This window comes from Streptomyces clavuligerus (assembly GCF_005519465.1).
GTDB classification, from domain to species: Bacteria; Actinomycetota; Actinomycetes; order Streptomycetales; family Streptomycetaceae; genus Streptomyces; species Streptomyces clavuligerus.
On sequence record NZ_CP027858.1, the window covers coordinates 5,882,789 to 5,907,551 of the forward strand.

General features: G+C 74.1%; 19 protein-coding genes and 1 pseudogene. 9 read left to right on the plus strand and 11 right to left on the minus strand.

What is annotated here, in order from left to right; genetic code table 11:
* Nucleotides 1-95 precede the first annotated feature (95 nt).
* A complete protein-coding gene (locus tag CRV15_RS24900) occupies nt 96-1,277 on the plus strand; it encodes an acyl-CoA dehydrogenase family protein (protein WP_003958040.1) in 1,182 nt (393 codons plus the stop codon).
* Nucleotides 1,278-1,458: 181 nt separating this feature from the next.
* Here CRV15_RS24900 and CRV15_RS24905 read toward each other — a convergent pair whose 3' ends face one another.
* The gene (locus CRV15_RS24905) at nt 1,459-1,848 is read right to left on the minus strand and encodes a hypothetical protein (protein ID WP_003959712.1); all 390 of its coding nucleotides are present in this window, start codon (nt 1,846-1,848) and stop codon (nt 1,459-1,461) included.
* A 203-nt stretch (nt 1,849-2,051) separates the two neighbouring features.
* Between CRV15_RS24905 and CRV15_RS24910 the strand changes: the two genes are divergently transcribed.
* The 4 genes from CRV15_RS24910 (at nt 2,052) to fxsA (ending at nt 6,271) form a co-directional block, all read left to right on the plus strand.
* Nucleotides 2,052-2,492: an Lrp/AsnC family transcriptional regulator gene (locus CRV15_RS24910; protein WP_029182842.1), complete on the plus strand. Its 441-nt coding sequence runs from the start codon at nt 2,052-2,054 to the stop codon at nt 2,490-2,492.
* Nucleotides 2,493-2,565: 73 nt separating this feature from the next.
* The gene (locus CRV15_RS24915; RefSeq protein WP_003959710.1) at nt 2,566-4,203 is read left to right on the plus strand and encodes an amidohydrolase; all 1,638 of its coding nucleotides are present in this window, start codon (nt 2,566-2,568) and stop codon (nt 4,201-4,203) included.
* Nucleotides 4,204-4,853: 650 nt separating this feature from the next.
* Complete coding sequence (locus CRV15_RS24920; protein ID WP_003959708.1) at nt 4,854-5,639, plus strand: polyprenol monophosphomannose synthase; 786 nt, start codon at nt 4,854-4,856, stop codon at nt 5,637-5,639.
* Between the two features lie 35 nt (nt 5,640-5,674).
* The gene (gene fxsA / locus CRV15_RS24925) at nt 5,675-6,271 is read left to right on the plus strand and encodes an FxsA family membrane protein (protein ID WP_003959707.1); all 597 of its coding nucleotides are present in this window, start codon (nt 5,675-5,677) and stop codon (nt 6,269-6,271) included.
* 114 nt (nt 6,272-6,385) lie between these two features.
* Here the strand turns inward: fxsA and CRV15_RS24930 are convergent, their stop codons facing one another.
* The 4 genes and pseudogenes from CRV15_RS24930 to yczE all read right to left on the minus strand — a co-directional run.
* On the minus strand, nt 6,386-6,760 hold the full coding sequence (locus CRV15_RS24930) for an RNA polymerase-binding protein RbpA (RefSeq protein ID WP_003959706.1): 375 nt from the start codon (nt 6,758-6,760) through the stop codon (nt 6,386-6,388).
* 267 nt (nt 6,761-7,027) lie between these two features.
* Complete coding sequence (locus tag CRV15_RS24935) at nt 7,028-8,377, minus strand: MFS transporter (RefSeq protein ID WP_003959704.1); 1,350 nt, start codon at nt 8,375-8,377, stop codon at nt 7,028-7,030.
* Nucleotides 8,378-8,436: 59 nt separating this feature from the next.
* A complete protein-coding gene (locus CRV15_RS24940) occupies nt 8,437-9,210 on the minus strand; it encodes a glycerophosphodiester phosphodiesterase family protein (RefSeq protein ID WP_003959703.1) in 774 nt (257 codons plus the stop codon).
* Nucleotides 9,211-9,350: 140 nt separating this feature from the next.
* A pseudogene (gene yczE, locus CRV15_RS36855) lies at nt 9,351-9,983 on the minus strand (membrane protein YczE); the annotation flags it as partial.
* Nucleotides 9,984-10,288: 305 nt separating this feature from the next.
* Here yczE and CRV15_RS24950 point away from each other — a divergent pair.
* Nucleotides 10,289-11,788: an SCO1417 family PLP biosynthesis transcription factor gene (locus CRV15_RS24950; protein ID WP_174391370.1), complete on the plus strand. Its 1,500-nt coding sequence runs from the start codon at nt 10,289-10,291 to the stop codon at nt 11,786-11,788.
* A 159-nt stretch (nt 11,789-11,947) separates the two neighbouring features.
* Here CRV15_RS24950 and CRV15_RS24955 read toward each other — a convergent pair whose 3' ends face one another.
* Together CRV15_RS24955 and CRV15_RS24960 are read right to left on the minus strand one after the other, a co-directional pair.
* Nucleotides 11,948-13,687, minus strand: coding sequence for a membrane protein (locus CRV15_RS24955; protein ID WP_009995458.1), 1,740 nt, complete (start codon nt 13,685-13,687; stop codon nt 11,948-11,950).
* 125 nt (nt 13,688-13,812) lie between these two features.
* Nucleotides 13,813-14,007 carry a hypothetical protein gene (locus tag CRV15_RS24960; protein ID WP_003959699.1) on the minus strand — a complete coding sequence of 65 codons (195 nt, stop codon included), beginning with the start codon at nt 14,005-14,007 and terminating at the stop codon, nt 13,813-13,815.
* Nucleotides 14,008-14,449: 442 nt separating this feature from the next.
* On the opposite strand from CRV15_RS24960, the gene CRV15_RS24965 reads away from it, so the two are divergent.
* The 3 genes from CRV15_RS24965 (at nt 14,450) to CRV15_RS24975 (ending at nt 21,083) form a co-directional block, all read left to right on the plus strand.
* Nucleotides 14,450-14,842, plus strand: coding sequence for an ankyrin repeat domain-containing protein (locus CRV15_RS24965; RefSeq protein WP_003959697.1), 393 nt, complete (start codon nt 14,450-14,452; stop codon nt 14,840-14,842).
* A 328-nt stretch (nt 14,843-15,170) separates the two neighbouring features.
* Nucleotides 15,171-16,586, plus strand: a complete 1,416-nt coding sequence (locus CRV15_RS24970; RefSeq protein WP_003959696.1) for a hypothetical protein — start codon at nt 15,171-15,173, stop codon at nt 16,584-16,586.
* A gap of 705 nt (nt 16,587-17,291) precedes the next feature.
* Complete coding sequence (locus CRV15_RS24975) at nt 17,292-21,083, plus strand: hydantoinase B/oxoprolinase family protein (RefSeq protein WP_003959695.1); 3,792 nt, start codon at nt 17,292-17,294, stop codon at nt 21,081-21,083.
* 71 nt (nt 21,084-21,154) lie between these two features.
* Here the strand turns inward: CRV15_RS24975 and CRV15_RS24980 are convergent, their stop codons facing one another.
* Genes CRV15_RS24980 through CRV15_RS24995 form a run of 4 tightly spaced genes read right to left on the minus strand, consistent with a single transcriptional unit; the run spans nt 21,155 to nt 24,742 of the window.
* Nucleotides 21,155-22,021 (minus strand): 5-oxoprolinase subunit C family protein, encoded by an 867-nt coding sequence (locus CRV15_RS24980; protein ID WP_003959694.1) that lies wholly within the window; start codon nt 22,019-22,021, stop codon nt 21,155-21,157.
* Nucleotides 22,018-22,647, minus strand: a complete 630-nt coding sequence (gene pxpB / locus CRV15_RS24985) for a 5-oxoprolinase subunit PxpB (protein ID WP_003959693.1) — start codon at nt 22,645-22,647, stop codon at nt 22,018-22,020. Before pxpB ends, CRV15_RS24980 begins: the two co-directional genes overlap by 4 nt.
* On the minus strand, nt 22,644-23,408 hold the full coding sequence (locus CRV15_RS24990; RefSeq protein WP_029182841.1) for a LamB/YcsF family protein: 765 nt from the start codon (nt 23,406-23,408) through the stop codon (nt 22,644-22,646). Before CRV15_RS24990 ends, pxpB begins: the two co-directional genes overlap by 4 nt.
* 56 nt (nt 23,409-23,464) lie before the next feature.
* The gene (locus CRV15_RS24995; protein ID WP_029182840.1) at nt 23,465-24,742 is read right to left on the minus strand and encodes an MFS transporter; all 1,278 of its coding nucleotides are present in this window, start codon (nt 24,740-24,742) and stop codon (nt 23,465-23,467) included.
* Between the last annotated feature and the right edge of the window lie 21 nt (nt 24,743-24,763).

Sequence of the window (24,763 nt, forward strand, 5' to 3'; positions counted from 1 at the left end):
GGTACGGCCCGGCGGTACGGCGGAATGTCCGGCGAGGCGCGCCAACACCCTTGAGCGCGTGCCGCCCACAGCCCGACAGGGAGGAGAGCGCCGCAATGTCCGACCGCGTCCCGCAGCCGGTGGACCGTCAGCTGCCGACGGAGGAATCCCAGCAACTCGTCTCGCTCGTACGGGACATCGCCCATCGGGAGATCGCCCCCCGCGCCGCCGAGGAGGAGGAAGCGGGCCGTTTTCCCCGCGAGGTCTTCACCCTGCTCTCCGGCTCCGGACTGCTCGGGCTGCCCTACGCCACCGAGTTCGGCGGCGGGGAACAGCCCTACGAGGTCTACCTCCAGGTCCTGGAGGAACTGGCCGCGGCCCGGCTGACGGTGGGCCTCGGCGCCAGTGTGCACACCCTCGCCTGCCACGCCCTGGCCGGATACGGCAGCAAGGAGCAGCAGGCCGAGTGGCTGCCCGACATGCTCGGCGGCGGGCTCCTCGGCGCCTACTGCCTCTCCGAGCCCGCCGCCGGATCGGACGCGGCCTCGCTGCGCACCCGGGCCGTCCGCGACGGCGAGGACTGGGTGATCACCGGCACCAAGGCATGGATCACCCATGGCGGTGTGGCCGATTTCTATACGGTGCTCGCCCGCAGCGGCGGCGAGGGCTCCCGGGGGATCACCGCCTTCCTCGTCCCCGGTGACGCTCCCGGGCTGACGGCCGCCGCGCCCGAGAAGAAGATGGGGATGAAGGGCTCGCCCACCGCCCAGCTCCACTTCGACGGGGTCCGGGTCCCGGACACCCGCCGGATCGGCGAGGAGGGGCAGGGCTTCACGATCGCGCTCTCCGCGCTGGACTCCGGACGGCTGGGCATCGCCGCCTGCGCCGTCGGTATCGCGCAGGCGGCCCTGGACGAGGCGCTGGCCTACGCCGCCGGGCGCCGCCAGTTCGGCCGGCCCATCGCCGACTTCCAGGGGCTGCGGTTCCTGCTCGCGGACATGGCCACCCGGATCGAGGCGGGGCGCTCCCTCTGTCTGGCCGCGGCCCGGCGGCGGGACCAGGGGCTCCCGTTCTCCCGCGAGGCGGCCATGGCCAAGCTCTTCTGCACGGACGCCGCGATGTCCGTGACCGTCGACGCCGTCCAGGTGCTCGGCGGCTACGGCTACACCGCGGACTTCCCCGTGGAGCGTCTGATGCGCGAGGCCAAGGTGCTCCAGATCGTGGAGGGCACCAACCAGATCCAGCGGATGGTCGTCGCCCGCCATCTGCTCGGGCCCGAGGCGGGTCCCGGCCGCTGACGCCCCGGCCGCTCCCATGCGTCAGGCCGTACCCCCGGGGAGCCGGGGGTACGGCCTGACGCATGGGTCGAGGTGCGGACCCGGGCGGCCCGTCGGCCGTCCGTCCCGCGCGCCGAGGGTCGGGCGTGAACCGGCCGTACGCGACGACCGCCGCCCACCGGTCCGTCCGGGGCGCGGAGGGTCAGGCGGCGTGCCTGCGCAGCGGGCGCGAGCCCGGGCCGCCCACGTGGGAGAACGGCTGCATCCGCCAGTCGAGCCCCTGAGGCAGCGTCAGGAGCAGCCCCATGTCCTGCTCCTGGACGCCCTCGCCGTCCTCGGCGGGACGCGCCTGCGTCGCCGGCCGGCCGGTCCCGGCGCACACGGTCAGCCCGAAGGGGTTCCACGGAGTGGGGCACAGCGCGTGCTCGGGGAGGATGTCCTCATCCGTGAGCAGGGCGATCGGACGATCGCAGTCCGGGCAGACCACCCGGTACATCTCGAATGTGTCGTACGCGTCGAACTCCTCGACCCCGTCCGGCTCGGCCGGATCAAGAGGCTCCGATGCGATACGGATATTCCTGACATTCTGCATGGGTTCTCCCCCTCGGGTGGGCCAACCGGGCTCATGTGGCCTCGACCACAGCAAGCACTTCCCATCGAGATCGGCAGGTAACCGTCGGGTTACGGCCTGAAGGCCATGACTTCTGTGGCGTTCGTCACATGTCCGCCCCCGGGTGGCATACGAAGCCCTCTCCCGCTGTGCCGGAAGGCGCTCCGGCCCTTAAGTTGATCCACATGGAGGACCTGGATCGTCAGATCGTTGAATTGCTCGTCCGGGACGGGCGCATGAGCTACACCGACCTCGGCAAGGCCACCGGCCTGTCCACGTCGGCGGTGCACCAGCGGGTCCGCCGGCTGGAGCAGCGCGGAGTCATCCGCGGCTACGCGGCCGTCGTCGACCCGGAGGCGGTCGGGCTGCCGCTCACCGCGTTCATCTCGGTCAAGCCCTTCGACCCCAGCGCCCCCGACGACATCGCCGAACGGCTCGCCGACGTCCCCGAGATCGAGGCGTGCCACAGCGTCGCCGGGGACGAGAACTACATCCTCAAGGTGCGTGTCGCCACCCCCCTGGAGCTGGAGCACCTGCTCAGCCGGATCCGCTCGCTGGCCGGGGTCTCCTCCCGCACCACCGTCGTCCTCTCCACGCCCTACGAGGCCCGCCCGCCGCGCATCTGAGCCCCGGCGGGGGTGCGGAGGCGCGGCTGAGCCCCTGCCCGGGGGCGCGGGGCCACGACCTAGGCTGGTGGCCATGACCGAGAGCACCGCCCTCCCCGGCGAGCACCGCACCACGCTGCTGCGCGGTGGAGAAGTCCACAGCCCCGCCGACCCCTTCGCCACCGCGATGGTGGTCGAACGGGGGCATGTCGCCTGGGTCGGCTCCGAGGGGGCGGCCGACGCCTTCGCGGCCGGGGTGGACGAGATCGTCGACCTGGACGGGGCGCTGGTGACCCCGGCGTTCACCGACGCCCATGTGCACACCACGGCCACCGGTCTCGCGCTCACCGGCCTCGATCTCTCCGGCGCCGTGAGCCTCGCCGACGCCCTCGCCCGGCTGCGCGCGTACAGCGCCGGGCACCCCCGGGACCAGGTGCTGCTCGGCCACGGCTGGGACGCCGCCCGCTGGCCGGAGCGGCGCCACCCCACCCGCGCCGAGCTGGACGGGGCCGCGGGCGGGCGCCCCCTCTACCTCACCCGGATCGATGTCCACTCGGCCGTGGTCACCACCGCGCTGCTCGACCGGGTGCCCCAGGTCGCCGCCCTGCGCGGCCACCACCCCGACGGGCCCCTCACCGACGCCGCCCACCACGCCGTACGGGCCGCCGCGTACGCCGCCGTCACCCCCGGACAGCGCGAGGCGGCCCAGCGGGCGGCCCTGGAGCGCGCGGCGTCCCTCGGCATCGGCACCGTCCACGAGTGCGCCGGGCCCGAGATCTCCAGCGAGGACGACCTCACCGGTCTGCTGTCGCTCGCCGCCGCTGGCCCCGGTCCGCGGGTCGTCGGCTACTGGGCCGAGCAGGTCACCGACGCGAAGGGGGCCCGCCGGGTCCGGGAGCTGGGCGCCCTGGGCGCCGCGGGCGATCTCTTCGTGGACGGCTCCCTCGGCTCGCACACCGCCTGCCTCCACCACCCGTACGCGGACGCGGGGCACACCGGTGTCGCCCATATCGACGCGGACGCCGTCGCCGCCCATGTCGCCGTCTGCACCGAGGAAGGGCTCCAGGCCGGTTTCCACGCCATCGGGGACGCCGCCCTCACCGCCGTCGTCGAGGGGGTACGGGCCGCCGCCGACACCGTCGGCCTCGCCCGGGTGCGCGCCGCCCGGCACCGGGTCGAGCACGCCGAGATGCTGACCTCCGGGCATGTCGCGGCCTTCGCCGAACTGGGGCTCACCGCCTCCGTCCAGCCCGCGTTCGACGCCTTCTGGGGCGGCGACGAGGGGATGTACGCGGAGCGGCTGGGCGTGGACCGTGCCCGCACGCTCAACCCGTACGCGGCGCTGCTGCGCGCCGGAGTGCCACTGGCGCTGGGTTCGGACGCCCCGGTGACCCCGCTGGACCCCTGGGGCGCGGTCCGCGCCGCGGCGTTCCACCGCACCCCGGAGCACCGGATCTCGGTCCGGGCCGCCTTCACCGCCCACACCCGGGGCGGCTGGCGGGCCACCGGCCGCGACGACGCCGGGGTGCTGGTCCCCGGCGCGCCCGCCGACTACGCCGTGTGGCGCACCGGTGAGCTGATCGTGCAGGCCCCCGACGACCGGGTGGCCCGCTGGTCCACCGATCCGCGCTCCGGCACCCCGGGGCTGCCCGACCTCACCCCGGGGACCGAACTGCCGGTCTGTCTGCGGACGGTGGTCGCCGGGCAGACCATCTGGACAAACGGGATGTGATGGGGCTGAACGGGTGACGTCCTGACCTTTCCTGCTTGGAGCCGGTTTCTGGAGTGCTCGGCCGCGACCTGCGGATCTTCTTCGGGGAAACGGTCGAATTGGGCAAACCGCGCAGACCGCACGACTGTTGACATGGAGCGCCCGGTGGCCGGTAGGTTCGGCCGGGTCCACCACAGGACGTCCGACCGGCGGACCTCCGCGCCCTCGTCGAACGCCGCTGGGCCATGGGGCCGTGCGCCGCACCGGGGTACGGCCACTGGGAGCCAGGCCCAGCGACCGCGCGCCGGGGACGAGGGAAGGCTCTTGCCGGGCGGCAGGTGCGACCCGGACGGGGTCCGGCGTTCAGTAGACAACGGCTCTCGGTCGACCCGCAGCCAGCGGGTTCCAGGTCGGCCCGAAGGAGGCCGGACCCCTCCGCGCACCGGCCGCCCGCTGCGGGCGGCCGCCCCCCTCCCCTTTCCGTCCGCCTCTCCGCCCGTCCTTCCGTCCCTCCCGCCGCTCCCTTTGCCCTTCCCGCCGTCCCGGCCGTCCCCGCTCCGGGTCGCACCCCCGTGCCGCGGGTCGGCGGGGCCGTGTGCCCGTGCCGCCGCCCCGGTGCTCCCGTCGATCGCTAAGGTGGTCCCTGTGCACGGACATCAAAGGGGCCAGCAGTGAACGACGGCGCTAGGGACAGCGAAGCCCAGGGGAAGCGGTACGGGCCGCTCGGCAGATCCTTGGTGATCATCCCTACCTACAACGAGGCCGAGAACATCGAGGCGATCGTCTCCCGGGTGCGGAGCGCGGTGCCCGACGTGGACGTCCTCGTCGCCGACGACAACAGCCCCGACGGCACCGGCAAGATCGCCGATGAACTGGCCGCCGGCGACGACCAGGTGCATGTACTGCACCGCAAGGGCAAGGAAGGGCTGGGGGCCGCCTATCTCGCCGGTTTCGCCTGGGGTCTCGAACACGACTACGGCGTACTGATCGAGATGGACGCCGACGGCTCCCACCAGCCCGAGGAACTGCCCCGGCTGCTCACCGCGCTCAAGAACGCCGATCTCGTCCTCGGCTCCCGCTGGGTCCCCGGCGGCCGGGTGGTCAACTGGCCCAAGTCCCGCGAGATCCTCTCCCGGGGCGGCAGCACCTACTCGCGGCTCTTCCTCGGACTCTCCATCCGCGATGTCACCGGCGGCTTCCGTGCCTTCCGGGCCGAGACCCTGCGCGGCCTCGGACTGGATCAGGTGACCTCCCAGGGCTACTGCTTCCAGGTCGACCTGGCCCGCCGGGCCGTCGCCGCGGGCTACCAGGTCGTGGAGGTCCCGATCACCTTCGTCGAGCGCGAGCACGGCGACTCCAAGATGAACCGCGACATCGCCATCGAGGCGCTGTGGCGGGTGGCCGGATGGGGCGTCTCGGACCGCGCCGGCCGGCTGCGGGGCCGCTCCACCCCCTGACGACGCTTTCCCGGGCGTCCAGGCACACTGGGAGCATGACGACCGGTGCCATGCCCCCGCCCGCTTCCGGCCCCCGGCGCTCACGCGCCCGCGCCTTCCTGCCCCTCGGTGTCGCCGCCTGGCTGGTTCTGGAGATCTGGCTGCTGACCCTGGTGGGGAGGGAGGCCGGGGGACTGGCCGTGGTGGCCCTGCTGCTCGGCGGGGCGCTCGTCGGCGGCGCGCTGGTGAAGCGGGCCGGGCGCCGGGCCTTCGACCGGCTCGCCGAGACCGTCCAGCGCCAGCAGGCGGGCAAGCCCCCGGTCGAGAACGGGAGCGGCGGCCACGGCTTCCTGATGCTCAGCGGGCTGCTGCTGATGCTGCCCGGCCTGATCTCCGACGCGGTGGGGCTGCTTCTGCTGCTCCCGCCGGTGCGCTCCCTGGTGAAGCGCACCGCCGAGCGCTCCCTGGAGCGCCGGGTGCGCGCGGCGGCTCCCGGCCTCCAGGACGTCTTCCAGCAGGCCCAGCAGGCCCGGATGCGCCGACCGGACGGAAAGGTCGTCCAGGGCGAGGTGATCCGCCCGGACGGCACCCCCGGCGACGCGTCCAGGCACTCCTCCGGCCCCGAGGGCCCGAGGCCGCCGCTGACCCCCTGATCCCGGAGCCCGCCCGGCGCGGGCGCACACCACAGAGCCGCGGGCCGGTCCGCACCCAGGGGTGCGGACCGGCCCGCGGCTCTGATCGCTGATCGCTCCGGGGCGCGCGGCCCCTTACGCTGACTTCCTGCTGTCCCGCGGATGCACGGCGATGTTCATGGCACCGGAGCGCAGGACCGCCAGCCGCTCGGCCAGCACTTCCTCCAGCTCCTCGCGGGTACGCCGCTCCATGAGCATGTCCCAGTGCGTGCGCGCGGGCTTGCCCTTCTTCTCCTCGGGGCCGTCCCCGTCCACCAGGAGTGCCTGGGCGCCGCACGCCTTGCACTCCCACTCCGGCGGAATCTCCGCCTCGACCGAGAACGGCATCTCAAAACGATGTCCGTTCTGGCATGCGTACTCCACCGCCTGGCGCGGGGCCAGATCGATGCCGCGGTCCGTCTCGTAGCTGGTAACCACGAGGCGCGTGCCGCGGAGAGCTCGCTCACTCATGAATCGTGCCTCCCGGGCTTGTCGCCCACAGGACAGGTGTCGCTGTCGTCGTCATCCGGTCAACGTCCGGTCGGCCGTAAAGATTCCCGTTCCGGGTCATGCGTCGCCCGTCGTGCCGCTGCTTTCCCAAGGTTGGGGTACCCACCAGTGCCCGGTTTGTCACATCTGACAGAAAGTGTCACCCACGGATTCCACTTCCCCCCTGTGCGCAGTAACGGTCCGCCTGGCAGGCCAAACGCGTACACTACCGGCCTTTCGCTGCACGGTCTAAATCCGGTCCGGTACGGGGTTGCCCGCGGCGGCCACCGCACGCTGTACGGGCACCCGTGCGAGCAGGGCGAAGCCGATGCCGAAAAAGATCACGAGAGACCCGATCGCGTCGCGATAACTCCCGGTCAACTGGTACGCGAGCCCGAAGAACAGCGGCCCCAGCCAGCTCAGCCCCCGGTCGCTCAGCTCATAGGCGGCGAAGTACTCGGCCTCCTTGCCCCGGGGGACGAGATGGGAGAAGAGCGACCGCGACAGGGCCTGGCTGCCGCCCAGCACCAGCCCGATCATCGCCGCCAGCGCGTAGAACCACGGGGCGGAGCCCGCCGGGAGCGCGAACCCGGCGAGGAGGATCGCCGTCCACACCGCCAGGGAGCCCAGCAGCGTCCGCTTCGTACCGTGGGACCGGGCCAGCCGGGCCATGAGCAGCGCTCCGGCCACCGCGAGGACCTGCACCAGCAGCACCGCCGTGATCAGCGTCGTCTGGTCGAGGCCCAGCTCCTCGGAGCCGTAGACCGACGCCTGGGAGATCACCGTCTGGACGCCGTCGTTGTAGAAGAGATACGCCAGCAGGAACGAGAGGGTCAGCGGATGGCGGCGCATGTCCCGGAGCGTCGCCACGAGCTGCCGCAGCCCCCCGCCGCCCGCTCCGGCGGCGGGGGACGGGGCGGCCCGGTCCCGCAGCCGTCGCAGCGGCACCACCGTGAACGCGCCCCACCACAGCCCCGCCGACGCCAGCGCGATCCGCACCGCCTCCCCCTCGGAGAGCCCGAAGCGCTCGTGACCGGTGTAGAGCACCAGATCGACGACGAGGACGAGCGCGCCCGCCGTGTAGCCGAAGGCCCAGCCCCGGGAGGAGACGGCGTCCCGTTCCCCGGGCGCCGCGATCTCCGGCAGATAGGCGTTGTAGACCACCATCGACACGGCGAGTGCCGCGTTGGCCACGATCAGCAGCAGCGCGCCCAGCAGATAGCGTTCGCCGCTGACGAGGAACAGCCCCGTCGTCGCCGCGGCCCCCGTGTACGCGGCGGCGGCCAGCAGCGGCTTTCTGCGGCCGGTGCGGTCCGCCCAGGCCCCCGCAAGCGGCATGAGCACCACCGCGAGCAGCACGGAGGCGGAGACCGCGTAGGCGAAGAGGGAGCCCGCCCGCACCGGGACGCCCAGCGGGTGGACATAGCCGTCGGCGTCGGCGGCGGCCTTCGCCACCGAGGTCAGATACGGCCCCAGGAAGACCGTGACGACGCTCGTCGAATAGACGGAGCAGGCGAAGTCGTAGAAGTACCAGCCCCGTTGCTCCCGTCTCCGGTCGCCGTCCGCGCCGGTCGCCGCGTCCGTGGTCTCGGCGGCCATCCGTGCCTCCCCCTCGCTCGGCGCGGGCGGCCCGGGGAGCGCGCCGGGGCCGTTCACGGTCAGACCCAGGCGCCCCGCTCGGTCAGCACCGCGCGCAGCGTCTCCAGATGATCGGTCATGATGCCATCCACGCCGAGGTCGAGCAGAGCCCTCATCCTGTCCGGCTCGTTCACGGTCCACACATGCACCTGGAGCCCGCGCGCACGCGCCTGGCGGACGAAGCGCCGGTCCACCACGCGCACGCCGTAGCGGGACTCGGGCACCTGGACGCAGACGGCGCCCGCGCGCACCGCCGCCGGGAGCCCGAGCGACCGCAGCCGCAGCCCCGCCACTCCCCGCATGCCGTACGACGTCGCCAGACGGGGGCCCGCGAGCCGGGCGGCGCGGGCCACCCGCGCCTCCGAGAACGAGCCCACGCAGATCCGTTCCCAGGCGTCCGCCCGGCGCAGCAGCTCCACCAGCGGCGCCACGGCGGAATCCGCCTTCACATCGACGTTCCACCGGGCTCCGGGGAACTCCGCCAGTAGCTCCTCGAAGAGCGGCAGCGGCTCCCGGCCCCCGACCCGGGCCCGCCGCACCTGCTCCCACGGCAGCCGGTCCAGCCGTCCGCGCGCGTCCGTGACCCGGTCCAGCGTGGTGTCGTGGAAGGCCACGAGCCGGCCGTCCGCGGTGGTGTGGACATCTGTCTCGAAATAGCGGTAGCCGAGACGGGCCGCGCGCCGGAAGGCCGCGGCCGTGTTCTCGATGCCGTCGGCCGCGCCGCCGCGGTGGGCGAACGGCAGCGGCCCGGGGTGGGTCAGAAAGGGGTGGAGTGGGTGGGGTGCGCGGGTCACCGTCGCAGTATCGCGCGCGCCGCCCGGACGGCTGCCGTGCCGCGCACCGCGTCGGCCGTGCCGCGGTTCACGGGGCCGCGCTCCGCCCGGTGTCCGCTGTCCGCTGTGCGCTGTTCCGCGTCGCCCCGCTCCGCTGTGCCCGGCTCCGCTGTGCCTCGCTCCGCGTTGCCCGAGGCGACGACCCGGCTGCCGCCGTCCCCCTCGGGCACGGCCGAGATCCGCAGCCCGAGCTGCGCCAGCGGGCCGATGGCCAGCGCGTAGACCACCGTACCGACGCCGACCGAACCGCCGAGGAGGAAGCCGCTCGCCACCACGGCCACCTCAAGTCCCGTACGCACCAGCCGGATCGAGTATCCGGTGAGCCGGTGCAGCCCGGTCATCAGACCGTCGCGCGGGCCGGGGCCGAAGCGGGCGGCGATGTACAGACCGGTGGCGAGCCCGTTGAGCACCACTCCGGCGACCATCAGCGGAATCCGGACGGCGAGCCCGGTCACCTCCGGGAGCAGCGCGAGCGAGACGTCCATCGCCAGTCCGATGACGAGCACGTTGGAGACGGTGCCGAGGCCGGGCCGCTGGCGCAGCGGTATCCACGCGAGCAGCACCACGACGCCCAGGAGGGTCGTCATCAGACCGATGGAGAGACCGGTCAGCTCGGAGAGGCCCTGGTGCAGCACGTTCCAGGGCTCCAGGCCGAGCCCGGCGCGCACCAGCAGCGCCGAGCTGAATCCGTACAGGACCAGACCGGCGTAGAGCTGGAGGAGCCTGCGGGGCAGCCGCCGGGAGGCCGTTCCCCGGACGCCCGCGCCGGTGTCCGTGTCCGTGCCGGTGGCCGGGGTCGCGGCGGCGGTCCTCCGTGGCCCGGTCGCCGCTCCGCTCGCTGTGCCGGGCCGGGCGGACGCTCCGTGCCCGCCCCGCTCGCCCTGCTCGGAGGCGGGTCCGGCGGGTTCGTCGGTGGGTTCGATCGATCCTCTGGACACGGTCGTGGTCCCCTCTGGCGATTCTGGACTGGCTCATGACACTCTGTGGCTATGGAATGGTTGGCAACCATGGCCAATCCGGGGAAGGTGGACTGATTTATATGGCCCAATGGACCTCTGCGGTGGGAGCGGCCCAGCTCGCCCGGCAACTCCAGTCCCAGCAGCAGCGCCCCGCGGGCCCCGGCACCCGTAAGCCGCCCGCCTATCGCGCGCTCGCCGACGGGGTGCGGCTGCTCGTCCTCGAAGGGCGCATCCCGGTCGCCGCCCGGCTGCCCGCCGAGCGTGAGCTGGCCCTCTCCCTCTCGGTCAGCCGCACCACCGTGGCCGCCGCCTACGAGGCACTGCGCACCGAGGGCTTCCTCGAATCCCGCAGGGGCGCGGGGAGCTGGACCGCCGTACCGGCGGGGAATCCGCTGCCCGCCCGCGGGCTGGAGCCGCTGCCGCCCGAATCGCTCGGCTCGATGATCGACCTGGGCTGCGCCGCGCTGCCCGCGCCGGAGCCCTGGCTCACCCGCAGCATCCAGGGGGCGCTGGAGGAGCTGCCGCCGTACGCGCACACCCACGGCGACTACCCGGCCGGTATCCCCGTGCTCCGCCGGATGCTCGCCGACCGCTACACCGAGCGCGGCATCCCCACCATGCCCGAGCAGATCATGGTCACCACCGGCGCGATGGGCGCCATGGACGCCCTCTGCCATCTCTTCGCCGGGCGCGGGGAGCGGATCGCGGTGGAGTCACCCTCGTACGCGAACATCCTCCAGTTGATGCGCGAGGCCGGGGCCCGGCTGGTCCCCGTGGCCATGGAACCGGGGCTCGCGGGCTGGGACCTGACCCGCTGGCGCCAGGTGCTGCGGGACGCCGCGCCCCGGCTGGCGTATGTCGTCGCCGACTTCCACAACCCCACCGGGGCCCTCGCCGACGAGGAGCGCCGCCGGGCCGTCGTCGACGCGGCGCGCTCGGCCGGGACGGTCCTGGTCGTGGACGAGACGATGGCCGAACTCCATCTGGAGTCCGGCCTCGACCTGCCCCGGCCGGTCTGCGCCTTCGACCCGGCGGGTTCCACGGTGGTGACCGTGGGGTCGGCGAGCAAGGCGTTCTGGGCGGGGCTGCGGATCGGCTGGGTACGGGCCGCCCCCGATGTGATCCGCTCCCTGGTGGCCGCCCGGGCCTACGCCGACCTCGGCACCCCCGTCCTGGAGCAGCTCGGCGTGCACTGGCTGATGCGGACGGGCGGCTGGGAGGAGGCGGTCTCCGCCCGCCGCGAGCAGGCCCGGCAGAACCGGGACGCCTTGGTGGCGGCGGTCCGCCGGGAGCTGCCGGAGTGGGAGTTCGCCGTGCCGTCCGGCGGTCTGACGCTCTGGGTGCGGACCGGGGGGCTGTCGGGTTCGCGCCTCGCCGAGGTCGGCGAACGGGTGGGGGTACGGGTGCCCTCGGGGCCGCGCTTCGGTGTCGACGGGGCTTTCGAGGGCTTTGTCCGGCTGCCTTTCACGGTCGCGGGGCCGGTCGCCGACGAGGCCGCCGCCCGGCTCGCCGCCGCCGCCGAGCTGGTCGAGACGGGAGCGTCGACAGGGGCGGAGACGCCCCGGACCTTCGTGGCCTGACCCCGTCTTTTTTCGGACAGTCCCGGGGGCGTCAGCCTCCGGACGTCGGCGGTCGGCTCCCTGACGTCCGTTTTCAGCCGTCGGCTCCCGGTCGTGGGCCGTCGGCCGCATCGGCTGCGGGTCGTCGGCCATGGATCGCCGTCCACGGGGTGTCGGGCATCAGCCGTCGGCCGTCGCCGGTGCCCCGGTCAGCTCCCGCGTGCCCGCTCCGTCGCCCGCCCCGGTCTTCTCGAACGAGAGCTGTGCCGCCCGGCGGGCGCGGGACGGACCCTCCCCGCCGCCCTGCCGCTCCGGCAGCAGCTCCAGTACCGCCTGCCGGTGCGCCTCCTCCGTGGCGTCCTCGTACGGGTCGGGGGTGGCCGGGACCTGGAGCCTGAGCACCGGCCCGGTGCCCAGGCGCACATAGCCGCGCCCCGGGGGCACGTCCGGCGCGGGCGTCGTGTTCGGGGCGGCCCCGAGGACGGCCGTCACCTCGTCCGCCCCGGTGGCCCCGAGCGCCACCCGGGCGCGGGTGTGCGTCCGTACCGTCTCGCTCAGCGCGTCCAGCGCGTCGTACTGCTCCGCCACCACGACCGTCACCGAGGCCGCCCGGCCGTGCCGCAGTGGCACCTGGAGCAGGGTCTGCGGATCGGTGTGCCCGTCGGCCGCCGCGAGATGTCCGAGGACGGCGGGCCGGTCGAGGAGAATCCACAGCGGGCGCCGGGTGTCCTCGGGCGCGGGCCGCCCCGCCTGCCGGGCGCGGTTCATGGAGATCAGCCGCCGCTCGGTCTCGTGCGCCGCCCACTCCAGGCTGCTCAGCGCCCCGGCCAGGCCGCACTCGACCGCGAGCACCCCCGTACGCCCGCTCAGGCAGGTGTACTCGCCGGTGCCGCTGCCCTCCACGATCAGGACGTCGCCGTCCGGCAGCGCCTGGAGGGCGATCGACCGCAGCAGGGTGGTGGTGCCCGCGCCGGGGCCGCCGACGGCCAGCAGATGCGGTTCGGTGGAACGGGGGCCCGTGCGCCAGATGACGGGGGAGGCGTCCCAGGTGTCCGCGGCGTCCTCCGCCGCCTCCGCCGCTGCCACCGTCACCGGGACGGTGCGCTGCACCGCGTCCGCGTCGGTGAAGCCGAGGACCGTCTCCCCGGGCGCGGTGACGAAACGCTGTGCCGCGATGGCGGTGGAGAGCGCGGGCAGTACCCGCATCAGCAGTCGGTTCCCCTCCTCGTCCCAGCGGAAGCGGTACTCCCGGCCCCGGCCCGACTTGGCGTGCAGCACCTGTTCGATCCGGGCCCGGGACGCGGCCTCCCCGTCGGTGAAGTACGCGGGGTAGACGATCCGCAGTTCGGCCAGGCGTCCGCTGTCGTCGAACACGGGGTCGTGGAGGGCGGCGGTCCACGAGCCGCCGTGCGCGTACAGCGGGGCCGGGTCGTCGGGGACCGAGAAGTACGGCACCAGCGCCTCGTACAGCGACTGGAGCCGGGCGGCCTCCGCCGGGCCGGGGCCGGTCCGTGCCGGGGCGCGCTCCCGCCCCGCCCAGGCCGCCGCCGCCATCACCGCGATCAGGGCGAGCACCGGGCCGAGCGGTACGAGCGCGACCCCCATGACGCACCCCGCGACCAGCAGCAGGGTGGGGCCGCGCCGGTCCTTCGGGGTCGCGGACCAGCTCTGCCGGGCCTTTCCGGCCAGTCTGCGCACCCCCCGGGCGACCGTGATCAGTGGCTGGAAGACATCGGCGGCGCCATCGGCCGCATTGCGGGTCAGCTCCAGACCGCGGGCGAGCCGGTCCCTTCCGAGCCGGATTCTCCCGGTACCGCTCTTCTCGGACTCGTCCCTTCCGGGTTTGGCCTTCCGCCACGGGGCCTTTCCGAGCTGGGCCTTTCCGCCGCGCAACATGCGGGGGAGCGGTCGCCGGGCCACATCGGTCTCCTGGATGGTCGTGTCGTTGTCGTTCCACCGGCACCGGTGACTGGGGCACCGCTACGGATGCCGGTCACCGGTGCCGGTGGCGTTGCTGTCGGAATCGCACCGCCCCAACGGCGCTGTCAGAACTTGATGCCGCCGAGCAGGCTGGCGAGGCTCTGTGTGCCCGCGTCGATGCTGGGGGCGATCGCGGTGCCCGCGAGGAAGAAGCCGAAGAGTGCGCAGGCGACGGCGTGGGATGCCTTGAGCCCGCCCTTGCGGAAGAAGAGGAAGACGATGATCGCGAGAAGGACCACGCCCGAGATGGAGAGGACCATGAGCTTTTCTCCTGGGTGAGGGGACAGTCACCATCAGTACTTCCAGCCTCACAGGTAGCACCCGTGCGAGGAAAGGTGCAAACGAGTGAAAATCTCTATAAATCGCTGAAGTGGGGCAGAGGGTTCGCCCCTGCGGGGGTCCCGCGGACGGAGCAGCCGGCCGCCGGGGCCCGGCCGGAACGGGCTCCGGCGGCCCGCCCGGGGCGGTGCGCCGGGACCGCCGGGCACCCGGGGCGGCGCCTCCCGCGGCTGCCCGGGACCGCCGTGCGGCAGGGCGGCCCCGCCCGCCCGGGAGCCTCCGTACGGGCCCCGCGGGGCGGTCGAGCCCCCGGGGCGGCCGGGCGGGCAGTAACCTGTCCCGGTTCACTCGTACGGCTGTTCCCGCCGTGCGCGTCCCAGGTCAACGCGGTACACCTCAAACCGGCGAAAGGCGGACCACCTGATGAGCGAGGTCCCGGACCCCGAAGTCATCGAGCTCGCGACCAAGGTCTTCGACCTCGCCCGCCAGGGTGAGGCGGAGAAGCTGGCCGCGTACATCGACGCCGGTGTCCCCGCCGATCTCACCAACGATCGCGGGGACACCCTGGTGATGCTCGCCGCCTACCACGGGCACACGGCCGCGGTCGAGACCCTGCTCGCGCGTGGCGCGGACCCCGACCGTCCCAACGACCGCGGTCAGACCCCCCTCGCGGGAGCCGTCTTCAAGGGGGAGGACGCCGTCGTGCGGGCGCTGCTCGCCGGTGGCGCCGATCCGGCGGCCGGAACGCCCTCCGCCGTGGATACCGCGCGGATGTTCGGGAAGACGGAGCTTCTGGAGCTGTTCGGCAGTAGCTGACGGTCACCCGGGCCTCCCGTCCGGTAACCGTCGCGTGCCGAGGAATCCGGCGCCCGCAGTACACCGATCTCCCATCGGACCACCATGTGCGCCCCCGCCAAAGGGCGTCGTAAATGTGGTCGCGGTGGCGATATGGGTGGGTCATGATGACGTACGGCCCTGTCCCGGACATCACCGGGAGTTCCCCTGGGGTCACCGACGAGAGGCAGGAAAATGCTCACCACCAAGCGCATGACGCAGACGACGACGCTCCGCCCCATCGGCCGGCGCGCGGCCTAGGCATCACCAGTCCCCGGTTGCGTCGAGAGCTTGATGTGAGGCTTTCCCCATGTTCGATCCAGTCATAGCGCCGAGCGGTACCCTGCTCGGTCTGCTCCAGAGGGGCCGCGGAGACGGCACGTTGCACGCGCTCGCCGCGCCACGCGACGAGGCGCTCGCCGCCCTCAACCACTGCGTGCTGAACGACCCCCGTCACGACTGGCAGGTCGAGAACCGCTCCCTGTACTACGCACGCCTGTATCTGGACCTCCACGGCGGTCTGGAAGCGATCGAACGGCATGTGTGCGACCCCGACGACCACCTCGACACCGACGAGAACCGGACCGGCCTCGCGCTCGCGGTCCTCGGGCACCTCGCCGCCTACGGTCGCGCGGACGCCCTCGCGCTGCTGCGCCGCTACGCCGCCACCGGGTCCAACTGGGCCTGGGCACTCGACGAGCTGGCCCTGCGCGACGACGACTCCGGGCTGCGCTCGCTGGCCCGCCCGGTCCTCGACCGCTTCCCGGACACCCCGGAGGGCGAGGCCGAGCTGGCGGCCACCGTGCGGGACGCCTTCGAGCCCCGGCCGTGGCGGCTGTGGGCCGAGGACCCGCGCCCGTCCGTCGGTGCCCGGGTGCGCGCGGCCCAGGAGGCCGGTTCCTTCGACCGCTGGCAGCGGCAGCTCCGGCCCAGCGGCCCCCGTCCGGGCTGGAGTGTCCAGGCCGTGTTCGACTGGGCTGACCAGGGACTGGAGCGGGGGACTCCGCTCCATGTGCCCGCCGCCCGCTGTCTGTCGGCCGTCGCCGGGTCCGAGGACCGCGATGCCATCGTCACGGTGGCCCGCGAGGGGTCCGACGGCGCGCGCTGCGCCGCCCTGCACTATCTCGCCCAGATCTCCGACCCCGTCGTCCTCGACCTCGTCGAACGGGCCGTCGACACCGGCTCGCCGGTCGTCGCCGAGGCCGCCGTCTCCGCGTTCGAGCGCATGTGCGGTGACGAGGCCGTCGCCCGCGCCCGCGGCTGGGTGCACCGGTCCGACGCCCTCGGCGTGTCCGCGGCGGGCGTCCTCGCCTGCCGGGGCGGCGCCGGTGACGACCGGCTCGTCCTCGGCGCCCTGCGGGAGACCGTGCGGATCCAGGGGCCCGACGCGCCGCCGCTGTGGACCCTCGTGGACGGCGCCGGACGCCTCGGCATCGGCTGCGCCGCCCCCGTGCTGCGCCATGTCTACCGCGAGACCACCTCGTCCCATCTGCGGGGCCGCGCAGCCCGCGCGCTCGCCGCCACCGACACCTCCTTCGCCACCGGCTTCGCCGTCGAATGCCTGTGGGACTGCGAGGAGACCACCCGGGAAGTGGCCGCGCTCCACGCGGAGACCGGCGATGTCCGGGTCGCGGAGCGCCTGCGCAGACTGGCCGCCGACCCCGCCGAGGAGGCCGAGGTCCAGACCGCCGTGCGCAGCAGGATCGGCCCCGACCGCCCGGTCTGACCGCGCCGCCCCGGGGCCCGGGGCACCCGCCCCGCCCGCTCGTGGCGCCGCCCCGCCCGCCGCCCGCCGGACTCCGTACCGCCCGGTCGCGCCCGGTTCGTCCGGTCTGTCCGCTCCGTCCGGCGGGACAGTGTGCGGCCGGGCGGTGCCCGGGCCCCGTGGACATCCGTCCGGGGGCGGCCCGTTCCCGCCGTACGGATACGGACCGGCCGGGTTGCGCGCCGGGGTGCCGCGCGGGCCGGTGCCGCCCTGGCCTGCGCGCGTCACGGCGCGGTCCGCTCCGGGGGCGGCGCGTGTCCCGTCGGCCGGGCTCGTTGCGCGTCGCGGGACGTCGGAGAAACGCAGATCTGCGCGTCCGGCGTCGGCGCTGCCGACGCGGCCGGGCCGGTACCCGGGGCCCGCCCCGCGGTCGGTCGGCACGGGCCTGTGACCGCTCCACGGCGCCGCACGGCGCCCCGCCCCGGCAGCCCTCAGCCCGTCTGCGCCGCCCCGCTTTCTTGCGCCGCCTCGGCCCCGCCTCGGCCCCGCCCCGGGCTCGGACGGCGGCCGTCCGAGCGCCCTCGACACCGTCCGTACGTCCACGACCGGCGCGGGGTCCACGACCGGCGCGGGGTCCCTGGGCGGTGCGCGCGGAACGGTCGGCTCCACCCCCGCCGGGCCGCGCGGCTCACGGCCCTGCGGGACCCCTCCTGCCAGAATGGCGCCATGAACGGCGGGCGCTGGGAGTTCTGGATCGACCGGGGCGGCACCTTCACCGACATCGTGGGCAGACGGCCCGACGGGCGGCTCGTCACCCGCAAGCTCCTCTCATACGACCCCGAGCGCTACCCGGACGCCGCCGTCGCCGGGATTCGGCTACTGCTGGATCTCGCGCCGGACGCGCCGATCCCCGCCGACCGCGTCTCCCGCGTCACCATGGGCACCACCGTCGCCACCAACGCCCTGCTGGAGCGGCGCGGCGAACCCACCGTCCTCGTTGTCACCGAGGGCTTCGCGGACGCGCTGCGCATCGCCTACCAGAACCGCCCCCGGATCTTCGACCGCCATATCGTCCTTCCCGAAGCCGTGTACGAACGGGTCGTCGAGGTCCCCGAACGCGTCGGGGCCCGGGGGGAGACCGTCCGCCCGCTCGACCTCGCCACCGTCACCGAACGCCTCGCCGCGGCCCGCGCGGACGGCTTCCGCAGCGCCGCCGTCGTCCTGGTGCACGGCTATCGCCACCCCGCCCACGAACGCCGTGTCGCCGCGGCCGCCCGGGAGCTGGGCTTCACCCAGATCAGCTGCTCCCACGAGGTCAGCCCGCTGATCAAACTCGTGCCCCGGGGCGACACCACCGTCGTCGACGCCTACCTCTCGCCGGTGCTGCGCCGCTACGTCGACTCCCTCGCCGCCGAACTCGACGGCATCCGGCTGCTGTTCATGCAGTCCAACGGAGGGCTGCGCGAGGCCTCCCACTTCCGTGGCAAGGACGCCGTGCTCTCCGGCCCCGCGGGCGGCGTCGTCGGCATGGCCCGTACCGCCGCCCGGGCCGGGTACCACCGGGTCATCGGCTTCGACATGGGCGGGACCTCCACCGATGTCTCCCACTACGCGGGGGAGTTCGAACGCGAACCGGGCACCGAGATCGCCGGTGTGCGGATGCGCGCCCCCATGCTGAACATCCACACCGTCGCCGCGGGCGGCGGCTCCGTCCTCCACTTCGACGGCCGCCGCTACCGGGTGGGGCCCGACTCCGCGGGCGCCGACCCCGGACCCGCCTGCTACCGGCGCGGCGGACCGCTCACCGTGACCGACGCCAACGTGATGCTGGGCCGCATCCAGCCCGCCCACTTCCCCGCCGTCTTCGGGCCGGGCGGCGATCAGCCGCTCGACAGCGGGACGGTACGGCTCCGCTTCGCCGCACTCGCCCGCCGGGTGGCCCGGGAGAGCGGGGCCGAGCGCACCCCCGAGGAGGTCGCGGCGGGCTTCCTGGAGATCGCCGTCCTCCATATGGCCAACGCCGTCAAGAAGATCTCCGTACAGCGCGGCCATGACATCACCCGCTACGCGCTCACCTCCTTCGGCGGGGCGGGCGGGCAGCACGCCTGCGCGGTCGCGGACGCCCTCGGGATCGACACCGTGATCGTGCCGCCGCTCGCCGGGGTGCTCTCCGCCCACGGCATCGGGCTCGCGGACGCCACCGCCCTGCGGGAACGGTCCGTGGAGGCCGAACTGACCGGGGCGACGGCCGACCGGGTGCACGCGCTCTGCGCCGAACTCGCCGACGGAGTCCGCGCCGAACTGCGCGCGGACGACATCCCCGACACCGCGATCACGACCCGGGCCCGGGTGCTGCTGCGCTACGCGGGCACCGACGCGCCCCTGACCGTCCCCCTGGACACCGCCCCCGCCATGCGGGACGCCTTCGTCGCGGCCCACCGCGTCCGCTACGCGTTCACCATGGAGAAACCGGTGGTGGTGGAGGCGGTGACGGTGGAGGCCACGGGTGCGGCGGCAGGTCCGGGCGAGGAAGGCGTCCAGGCCGCGGACGGCCGCGGTGAGGGTGGCCGTGGTGCGGGTGGCGGACAACCGGGCCCTGCGGCCGACGGCGCGGACCACCCGGGCCACGGCGCGGGCCCGGCGGAGGACGGCGGCACCGGCCACGATCCGGCCGTGTCGGCCCCGTCCCGCGGTCATGGTCCGGCCGCGCCGCCCCCGCCCCACGACCGGGTGACGATGTTCACCGACGGCGCCCACCGGGACATCCCCTTGTACCGCCGGGCCGACCTCCGCCCCGGGGACACGGTCGACGGCCCCGCGATCGTCGCCGAGCCCGATGCCACCACCGTCGTGGACCCCGGCTGGAGCGCCCGTGTCCACCCGGCGGGTCATCTGCTGCTGACCCGGGCCGTCCCCCGCCCCTCCCGGGTGGCCGTCGGCACCGAGGCCGACCCCGTCCTCCTGGAGGTGTTCAACAGCCTCTTCATGGCGATCGCCGAACAGATGGGCGTCCGGCTGGAGAGCACCGCGCACTCCGTCAACATCAAGGAACGCCTCGACTTCTCCTGTGCCCTCTTCGACTCCGAGGGCCGTCTGATCGCCAACGCGCCCCACATCCCCGTCCACCTCGGCTCCATGGGAGAGTCGATCAAGGAGGTGCTGCGCCGCCGCCGGGCCGCCGGAGAACTGCGACCGGGGGACGTCTACGCCGTCAACGACCCGTATCACGGTGGTACGCATCTGCCCGATGTGACGGTGGTGACGCCCGTGTTCGACGAGGGGGCCGAGGGGGACGAGGGGAAAGGGGAGGGCGGGGGAGGGCTGCGCTTCCTCGTCGCCTCCCGGGGACACCACGCCGAGATCGGCGGCATCACCCCCGGCTCGATGCCCGCCTTCAGCCGCACCGTCGACGAGGAGGGCGTCCTCTTCGACAACTGGCTCCTGGTCCGTGACGGCCGCTTCCGGGAACGCGAGACCCGCGCCCTGCTCACCGGCGCCGTCCACCCCTCCCGCGCCCCCGACGTCAACCTCGCCGATCTGCGGGCCCAGATCGCCGCCAACGAGAAGGGCGTCGAGGAACTGCGCCGGATGACCGACCGGTTCGGACTGGACGTGGTGCACGCCTATATGCGCCATGTACGGGACAACGCCGAGGAGTCCGTCCGCCGTATCGTGGCCGGGCTGAGCGACGGCGCGTACGCCTACGAGACCGACGGCGGCGCGGTTATCCGGGTCGCCCTGCGGGTCGACCGGGAGGCGCGCGGCGCCGTCGTCGACTTCACCGGCACCTCGCCCCAGCGCCCCGGCAACGACAACGCCCCCACCTCCGTGGTGACGGCGGCCGTCCTCTATGTCTTCCGCACCCTCGTCGGCGAGGACATCCCGCTCAACAGCGGCTGCCTGGAGCCCCTGGAGGTCCGCGTGCCCGCAGGCTCCATGCTCGCCCCCGTCCACCCCGCCGCCACCGTCGCGGGCAATGTCGAGACCTCCCAGGCCGTCACCGGCGCGCTCTACGCGGCCCTCGGGGTCCAGGCCGAGGGCTCCGGCACCATGAACAACGTCACCTTCGGCAATGACACGGTGCAGTACTACGAGACCGTCGCCAGCGGCTCCGGCGCGGGCGCGGACTTCGACGGCACGGACGCCGTCCAGACCCATATGACCAACTCCCGGCTGACCGACCCCGAAGTCCTGGAGTGGCGTTTTCCGGTGCGTGTGGAGGCGTTCTCCATCCGCGGCGGCAGCGGCGGCCGGGGGCGCCGCCACGGCGGCGACGGAGTGGTCCGCAGACTCCGCTTCCTGGCACCCATGACCGTCGCCCTGCTCACCGGCCACCGCCGGATGCCCCCGTACGGCCTCGCGGGCGGTCTGCCCGGGGCCCTCGGCCACAACTCGGTCGAACACCCCGACGGCAGCGTCACCCACCTCGCCGGGGTCGACTCGGTGGACGTCGCCCCGGGCGATGTCCTGGTGATCGTCACCCCCGGCGGGGGCGGCTACGGCCCGCCCGGGTACTGATCCGGCGCCCCACCGCCACCGAGGGCCGGCAGCGGTGCGGCGGGTGCCCGGCGACCGGTCGCGGACGCGCATCAGCCGAGCGGGACGAAACGCAGCGGGGTCCCCGGGGGCGCCTGCGCCGCCGCCGGGAGGTCCCGTGCGTCGACGACGGCGATCACCGGATATCCGCCGGTCGTCGGATGGTCCGCGAGAAAGACCACCGGGCGGCCGTCCGGCGGCACCTGCACCGCACCCAGCACCATCCCCTCACTGGGCAGCTCCTCGCCGCGCGCCCGCGCCAGCGCCGGGCCCTCGGTCCGCAGCCCGATCCGATTGCCCGCCGCAGCCACCCGGTAGCCGCCGGAGACGAACGTCCGCAGCGCCTCCCCGGTGAACCAGTCGGCACGCGGACCGAACCGCACCCGCAGCACCAGCTCCCCCGGCGGCGCGGGCCAGGGCAGCGCACCGTCGGTCCGCGCGGGCACCCCGGACGGCGGCCCGAGCGGCAGCACCGTCCCGTCCGTGACCGGCGGGGGACCGAGCCCGGAGAGCAGATCCGTGGAGCGGCTGCCCAGCACCGGGGCGACGGCTATGCCTCCGGCGAGGGCCACATAGCCGCGCACCCCGGACACCGCCCGGCCGACATCGAGCAGGGCGCCCGCCGGTACCCGCACCGGCGCCCCCCACGCCGCCGGGCGTCCGTCGACCCGCACCGGCCCGTGCGCCCCGCCGACCGCGACGGTCACCGCCCGCCGCGGCCGGAGCGCACAGCCCGTGAGGGTGGTCTCCAGCACCGCGGCGCCCGGATCATTGCCCACCAGCCGGTTGGCGAGAGCGGCGGCCGGAAGGTCGAGCGCCCCCGAGCACGGCACCCCGAGATGGGCGTGGCCGGGCCGCCCCCGGTCCTGCACGGTGGTCAGCGCCCCCGCCCGGACGACCACGACGGCCCGGTCGCTCACTCCGCCCCCGTCTCCGCCACGAACCGCACCCGCGTCCCCGGCGACAGCAGCGCCGCGGGCTCCCGCTCCGGGTTCCACAGCTCCCGCTCCGTCCGGCCGATCAGCCGCCAGCCGCCGGGCGACGACCGGGGATAGACACCCGTGTACGGACCGGCGAGCCCCAGCGAGCCCGCCGGGACCGAGGTGCGCGGCGTGGCCCGGCGTGGCACCGCGTACCGCTCCGGCAGCCCCGTCAGATAGCCGAAACCGGGCGCGAACCCGCAGAAGGCGACCCGGAACTCGACCGCCGTGTGCATCGCCGCCACCTCCTCCTCCGCCACCTTCCACACCGCCGCGACCTCCGCCAGATCGGGCCCGTCGTAGCGCACCGGGATCTCGACCACCCGCTCATCCCGCCGGGCGAGCGGCGGTATCTCCCAGCGGGCCAGCTCCTGTGCGAACCGCCGGGGGGTGTCGAGCCCGTCGAGCAGCACGGTGCACGCGGCGGGCACGATCTCCCGTACGGCGGGCAGCGTCCCCGCCGCGCGCCGCCGCAGCAACTCGGCGTGGAACGCCCCCGCCTCCGCTCCGTCGGCCAGCTCCACCAGCAGGGCCCGTTCGCCGACGGGCAGCGCTCTGAGGCTCATACGAAGGGCTCCACCCGCACGCCCACCGACTCCAGCTCCCGGCGCACCCGCCGGGCCAGCGACACCGCTCCCGGGGTGTCGCCGTGCAGACAGAGCGAACGGGCCCGCACCGGCACCGGCTCACCGGAGTGCGCGGCGACCGTCCCGAACCGGGCCATGCCGACGGAGCGCTCGACCACCGCCGCCGGATCGGTGATCACCGCCCCCTCCTCCCGCCGGGGCACCAGCCTGCCGTCGGCGGTGTACCCCCGGTCCGCGAACGCCTCGGCGACCACCGGCAGCCCCGCCTCCTCCGCCAGGGTGTGCAGCCGGGACCCGGGCAGCCCCAGCAGCGGCAGCCGCTCGCCCGACAGCAGCACCCCCTCGACCACGGCGGCGGCCTGCTCCTCGTCATGGACCACCCGGTTGTACAGCGCGCCGTGCGGTTTGACGTACGAGACCCGCGATCCCGCCGCCCGGGCGAAGATCTGCAACGCCCCTATCTGATAGGCGATCTCGGCCGCCAGCTCCTCCCCGGGCACCTCCATGGACCGCCGCCCGAATCCGGCGAGGTCGCGGTACGACACCTGGGCTCCGATCCGCACCGAGCGCTCGGCCGCCAGTCGGCAGACCCGCCGCATGGTGACCGCGTCCCCCGCGTGAAAGCCGCAGGCCACATTGGCGCTGGTGACGACGGAGAGCAGTTCCGCGTCCTCGGTCAGCCGCCAGCGGCCGAAGCCCTCGCCCAGATCCGCGTTGAGATCGATGGACGCCCGGGTCACCGCTGCCGTCTCCGACGGCCGCACCGATGCGGTCCGGTACGCGGCCCGATACGCGGTCACAGCAGTTCCCTGCCCCGGGTCTCGGGCAGCCCCCACAGCGCCACCACCGCCAGGCCGTAGCCCACGGCCCCCAGCGCCAGCGCGCCGCCCACCCCCCAGCTCTCGGAGAGAAAGCCCACGAGCGTCGGCAGGAACGCCCCCACCGCACGGCCGCTGTTGTACGTGAACCCCTGACCGGTGCCGCGCAGCTCCGCCGGGTACAACTCGCTGAGGAAGGAGCCGAAACCGCTGAAGATCGCCGACATGCAGAAGCCGAGCGGGAAGCCGAGGACGAGCAGCACTCCGTCGGCACCCTCCGGTATCTGGGCGTACGCCAGCACCCCGAAGGCCGAGAGCACCGCGAAGAGGGCGATGTTCCGTTTGCGGCCGATGAGATCGGTGAGATAGCCGCCCGTGAGATAGCCGATGAAGGCCCCGGATATCAGGAAGGCGAGATAGCCGCCGGTACCCACGACCGAGAGGCCCCGCTCGTCCTTCAGATAGGTCGGTACCCAGGTGGCCAGCGTGTAGTAGCCGCCCTGCACCCCGGTGGAGAGCAGGGTGGCGAAGAGCGTGGTGCGCAGCAGACCCCGCTGGAAGATGGCGCCGAAGGAGCCGCGCTCGGCGCTGGCGGCCCGCCGTGCGGCGGCCTCGGGGGCGTCACGGACATGGCGCCGGACATAGATGACCAGCAGCGCCGGGAGGGCGCCCGTCCAGAACATCACCCGCCAGGCGATGTCGTCGTCCAGGAAGTGGAACACCAGCGTATAGACGAGCACGGCGAGCCCCCAGCCGGCCGCCCACGCGCTCTGCACCGCCCCGAGGGTGCGGCCCCGGTGCTTCGCCGAGGCGTACTCGGCGACCAGGATCGCGCCGACGGCCCACTCCCCGCCGAAGCCGAGGCCCTGGAGGGCGCGGAAGACCAGCAGCGTCTCGTAGTTGGGCGCGAAGCCGCAGGCGACGGTGAAGACCGCGTAGGTGATCACCGTGGCCATCAGGGCCTTCACCCGGCCGATCCGGTCGGCGAGGATGCCCGCGAGCGCGCCGCCCACGGCCGAGACCACCAGGGTCACGGTGGTGAGCAGCCCGGTCTGTCCGTTGTCGAGGCTGAAGTACGCGGATATGGCCACCATGGAGAGTGGCAGCGTGAAGTAGTCGTAGGAGTCGAGGGCATAGCCTCCGAACGCGCCCCCGAAGGCCCGTCGGCCCCGTGGGCCGAGCGCCCTCAGCCAGGCGAACGCCCCGGTGTCCTCGTGCGGCGCGCCGGTGTCCGGCTCCGTCTTGGTCGTGCTCATCTGCACCTCGCAGAAGGGGAG

Bases quoted from the DNA above. Each gene is read 5' to 3' on its own strand.
- CRV15_RS24975 (WP_003959695.1), top strand. From the start codon at position 17,292: ATGAACGGCGGGCGCTGGGAGTTCTGGATCGACCGGGGCGGCACCTTC.
- CRV15_RS24960 (WP_003959699.1), bottom strand. From the start codon at position 14,007: ATGGTCCTCTCCATCTCGGGCGTGGTCCTTCTCGCGATCATCGTCTTC.
- CRV15_RS24965 (WP_003959697.1), top strand. From the start codon at position 14,450: ATGAGCGAGGTCCCGGACCCCGAAGTCATCGAGCTCGCGACCAAGGTC.
- CRV15_RS24915 (WP_003959710.1), top strand. From the start codon at position 2,566: ATGACCGAGAGCACCGCCCTCCCCGGCGAGCACCGCACCACGCTGCTG.
- fxsA (WP_003959707.1), top strand. From the start codon at position 5,675: ATGACGACCGGTGCCATGCCCCCGCCCGCTTCCGGCCCCCGGCGCTCA.
- CRV15_RS24905 (WP_003959712.1), bottom strand. From the start codon at position 1,848: ATGCAGAATGTCAGGAATATCCGTATCGCATCGGAGCCTCTTGATCCG.
- CRV15_RS24910 (WP_029182842.1), top strand. From the start codon at position 2,052: ATGGAGGACCTGGATCGTCAGATCGTTGAATTGCTCGTCCGGGACGGG.
- CRV15_RS24930 (WP_003959706.1), bottom strand. From the start codon at position 6,760: ATGAGTGAGCGAGCTCTCCGCGGCACGCGCCTCGTGGTTACCAGCTAC.
- CRV15_RS24950 (WP_174391370.1), top strand. From the start codon at position 10,289: ATGGCCCAATGGACCTCTGCGGTGGGAGCGGCCCAGCTCGCCCGGCAA.
- CRV15_RS24995 (WP_029182840.1), bottom strand. From the start codon at position 24,742: ATGAGCACGACCAAGACGGAGCCGGACACCGGCGCGCCGCACGAGGAC.
- CRV15_RS24970 (WP_003959696.1), top strand. From the start codon at position 15,171: ATGTTCGATCCAGTCATAGCGCCGAGCGGTACCCTGCTCGGTCTGCTC.
- CRV15_RS24900 (WP_003958040.1), top strand. From the start codon at position 96: ATGTCCGACCGCGTCCCGCAGCCGGTGGACCGTCAGCTGCCGACGGAG.
- CRV15_RS24935 (WP_003959704.1), bottom strand. From the start codon at position 8,377: ATGGCCGCCGAGACCACGGACGCGGCGACCGGCGCGGACGGCGACCGG.
- pxpB (WP_003959693.1), bottom strand. From the start codon at position 22,647: ATGAGCCTCAGAGCGCTGCCCGTCGGCGAACGGGCCCTGCTGGTGGAG.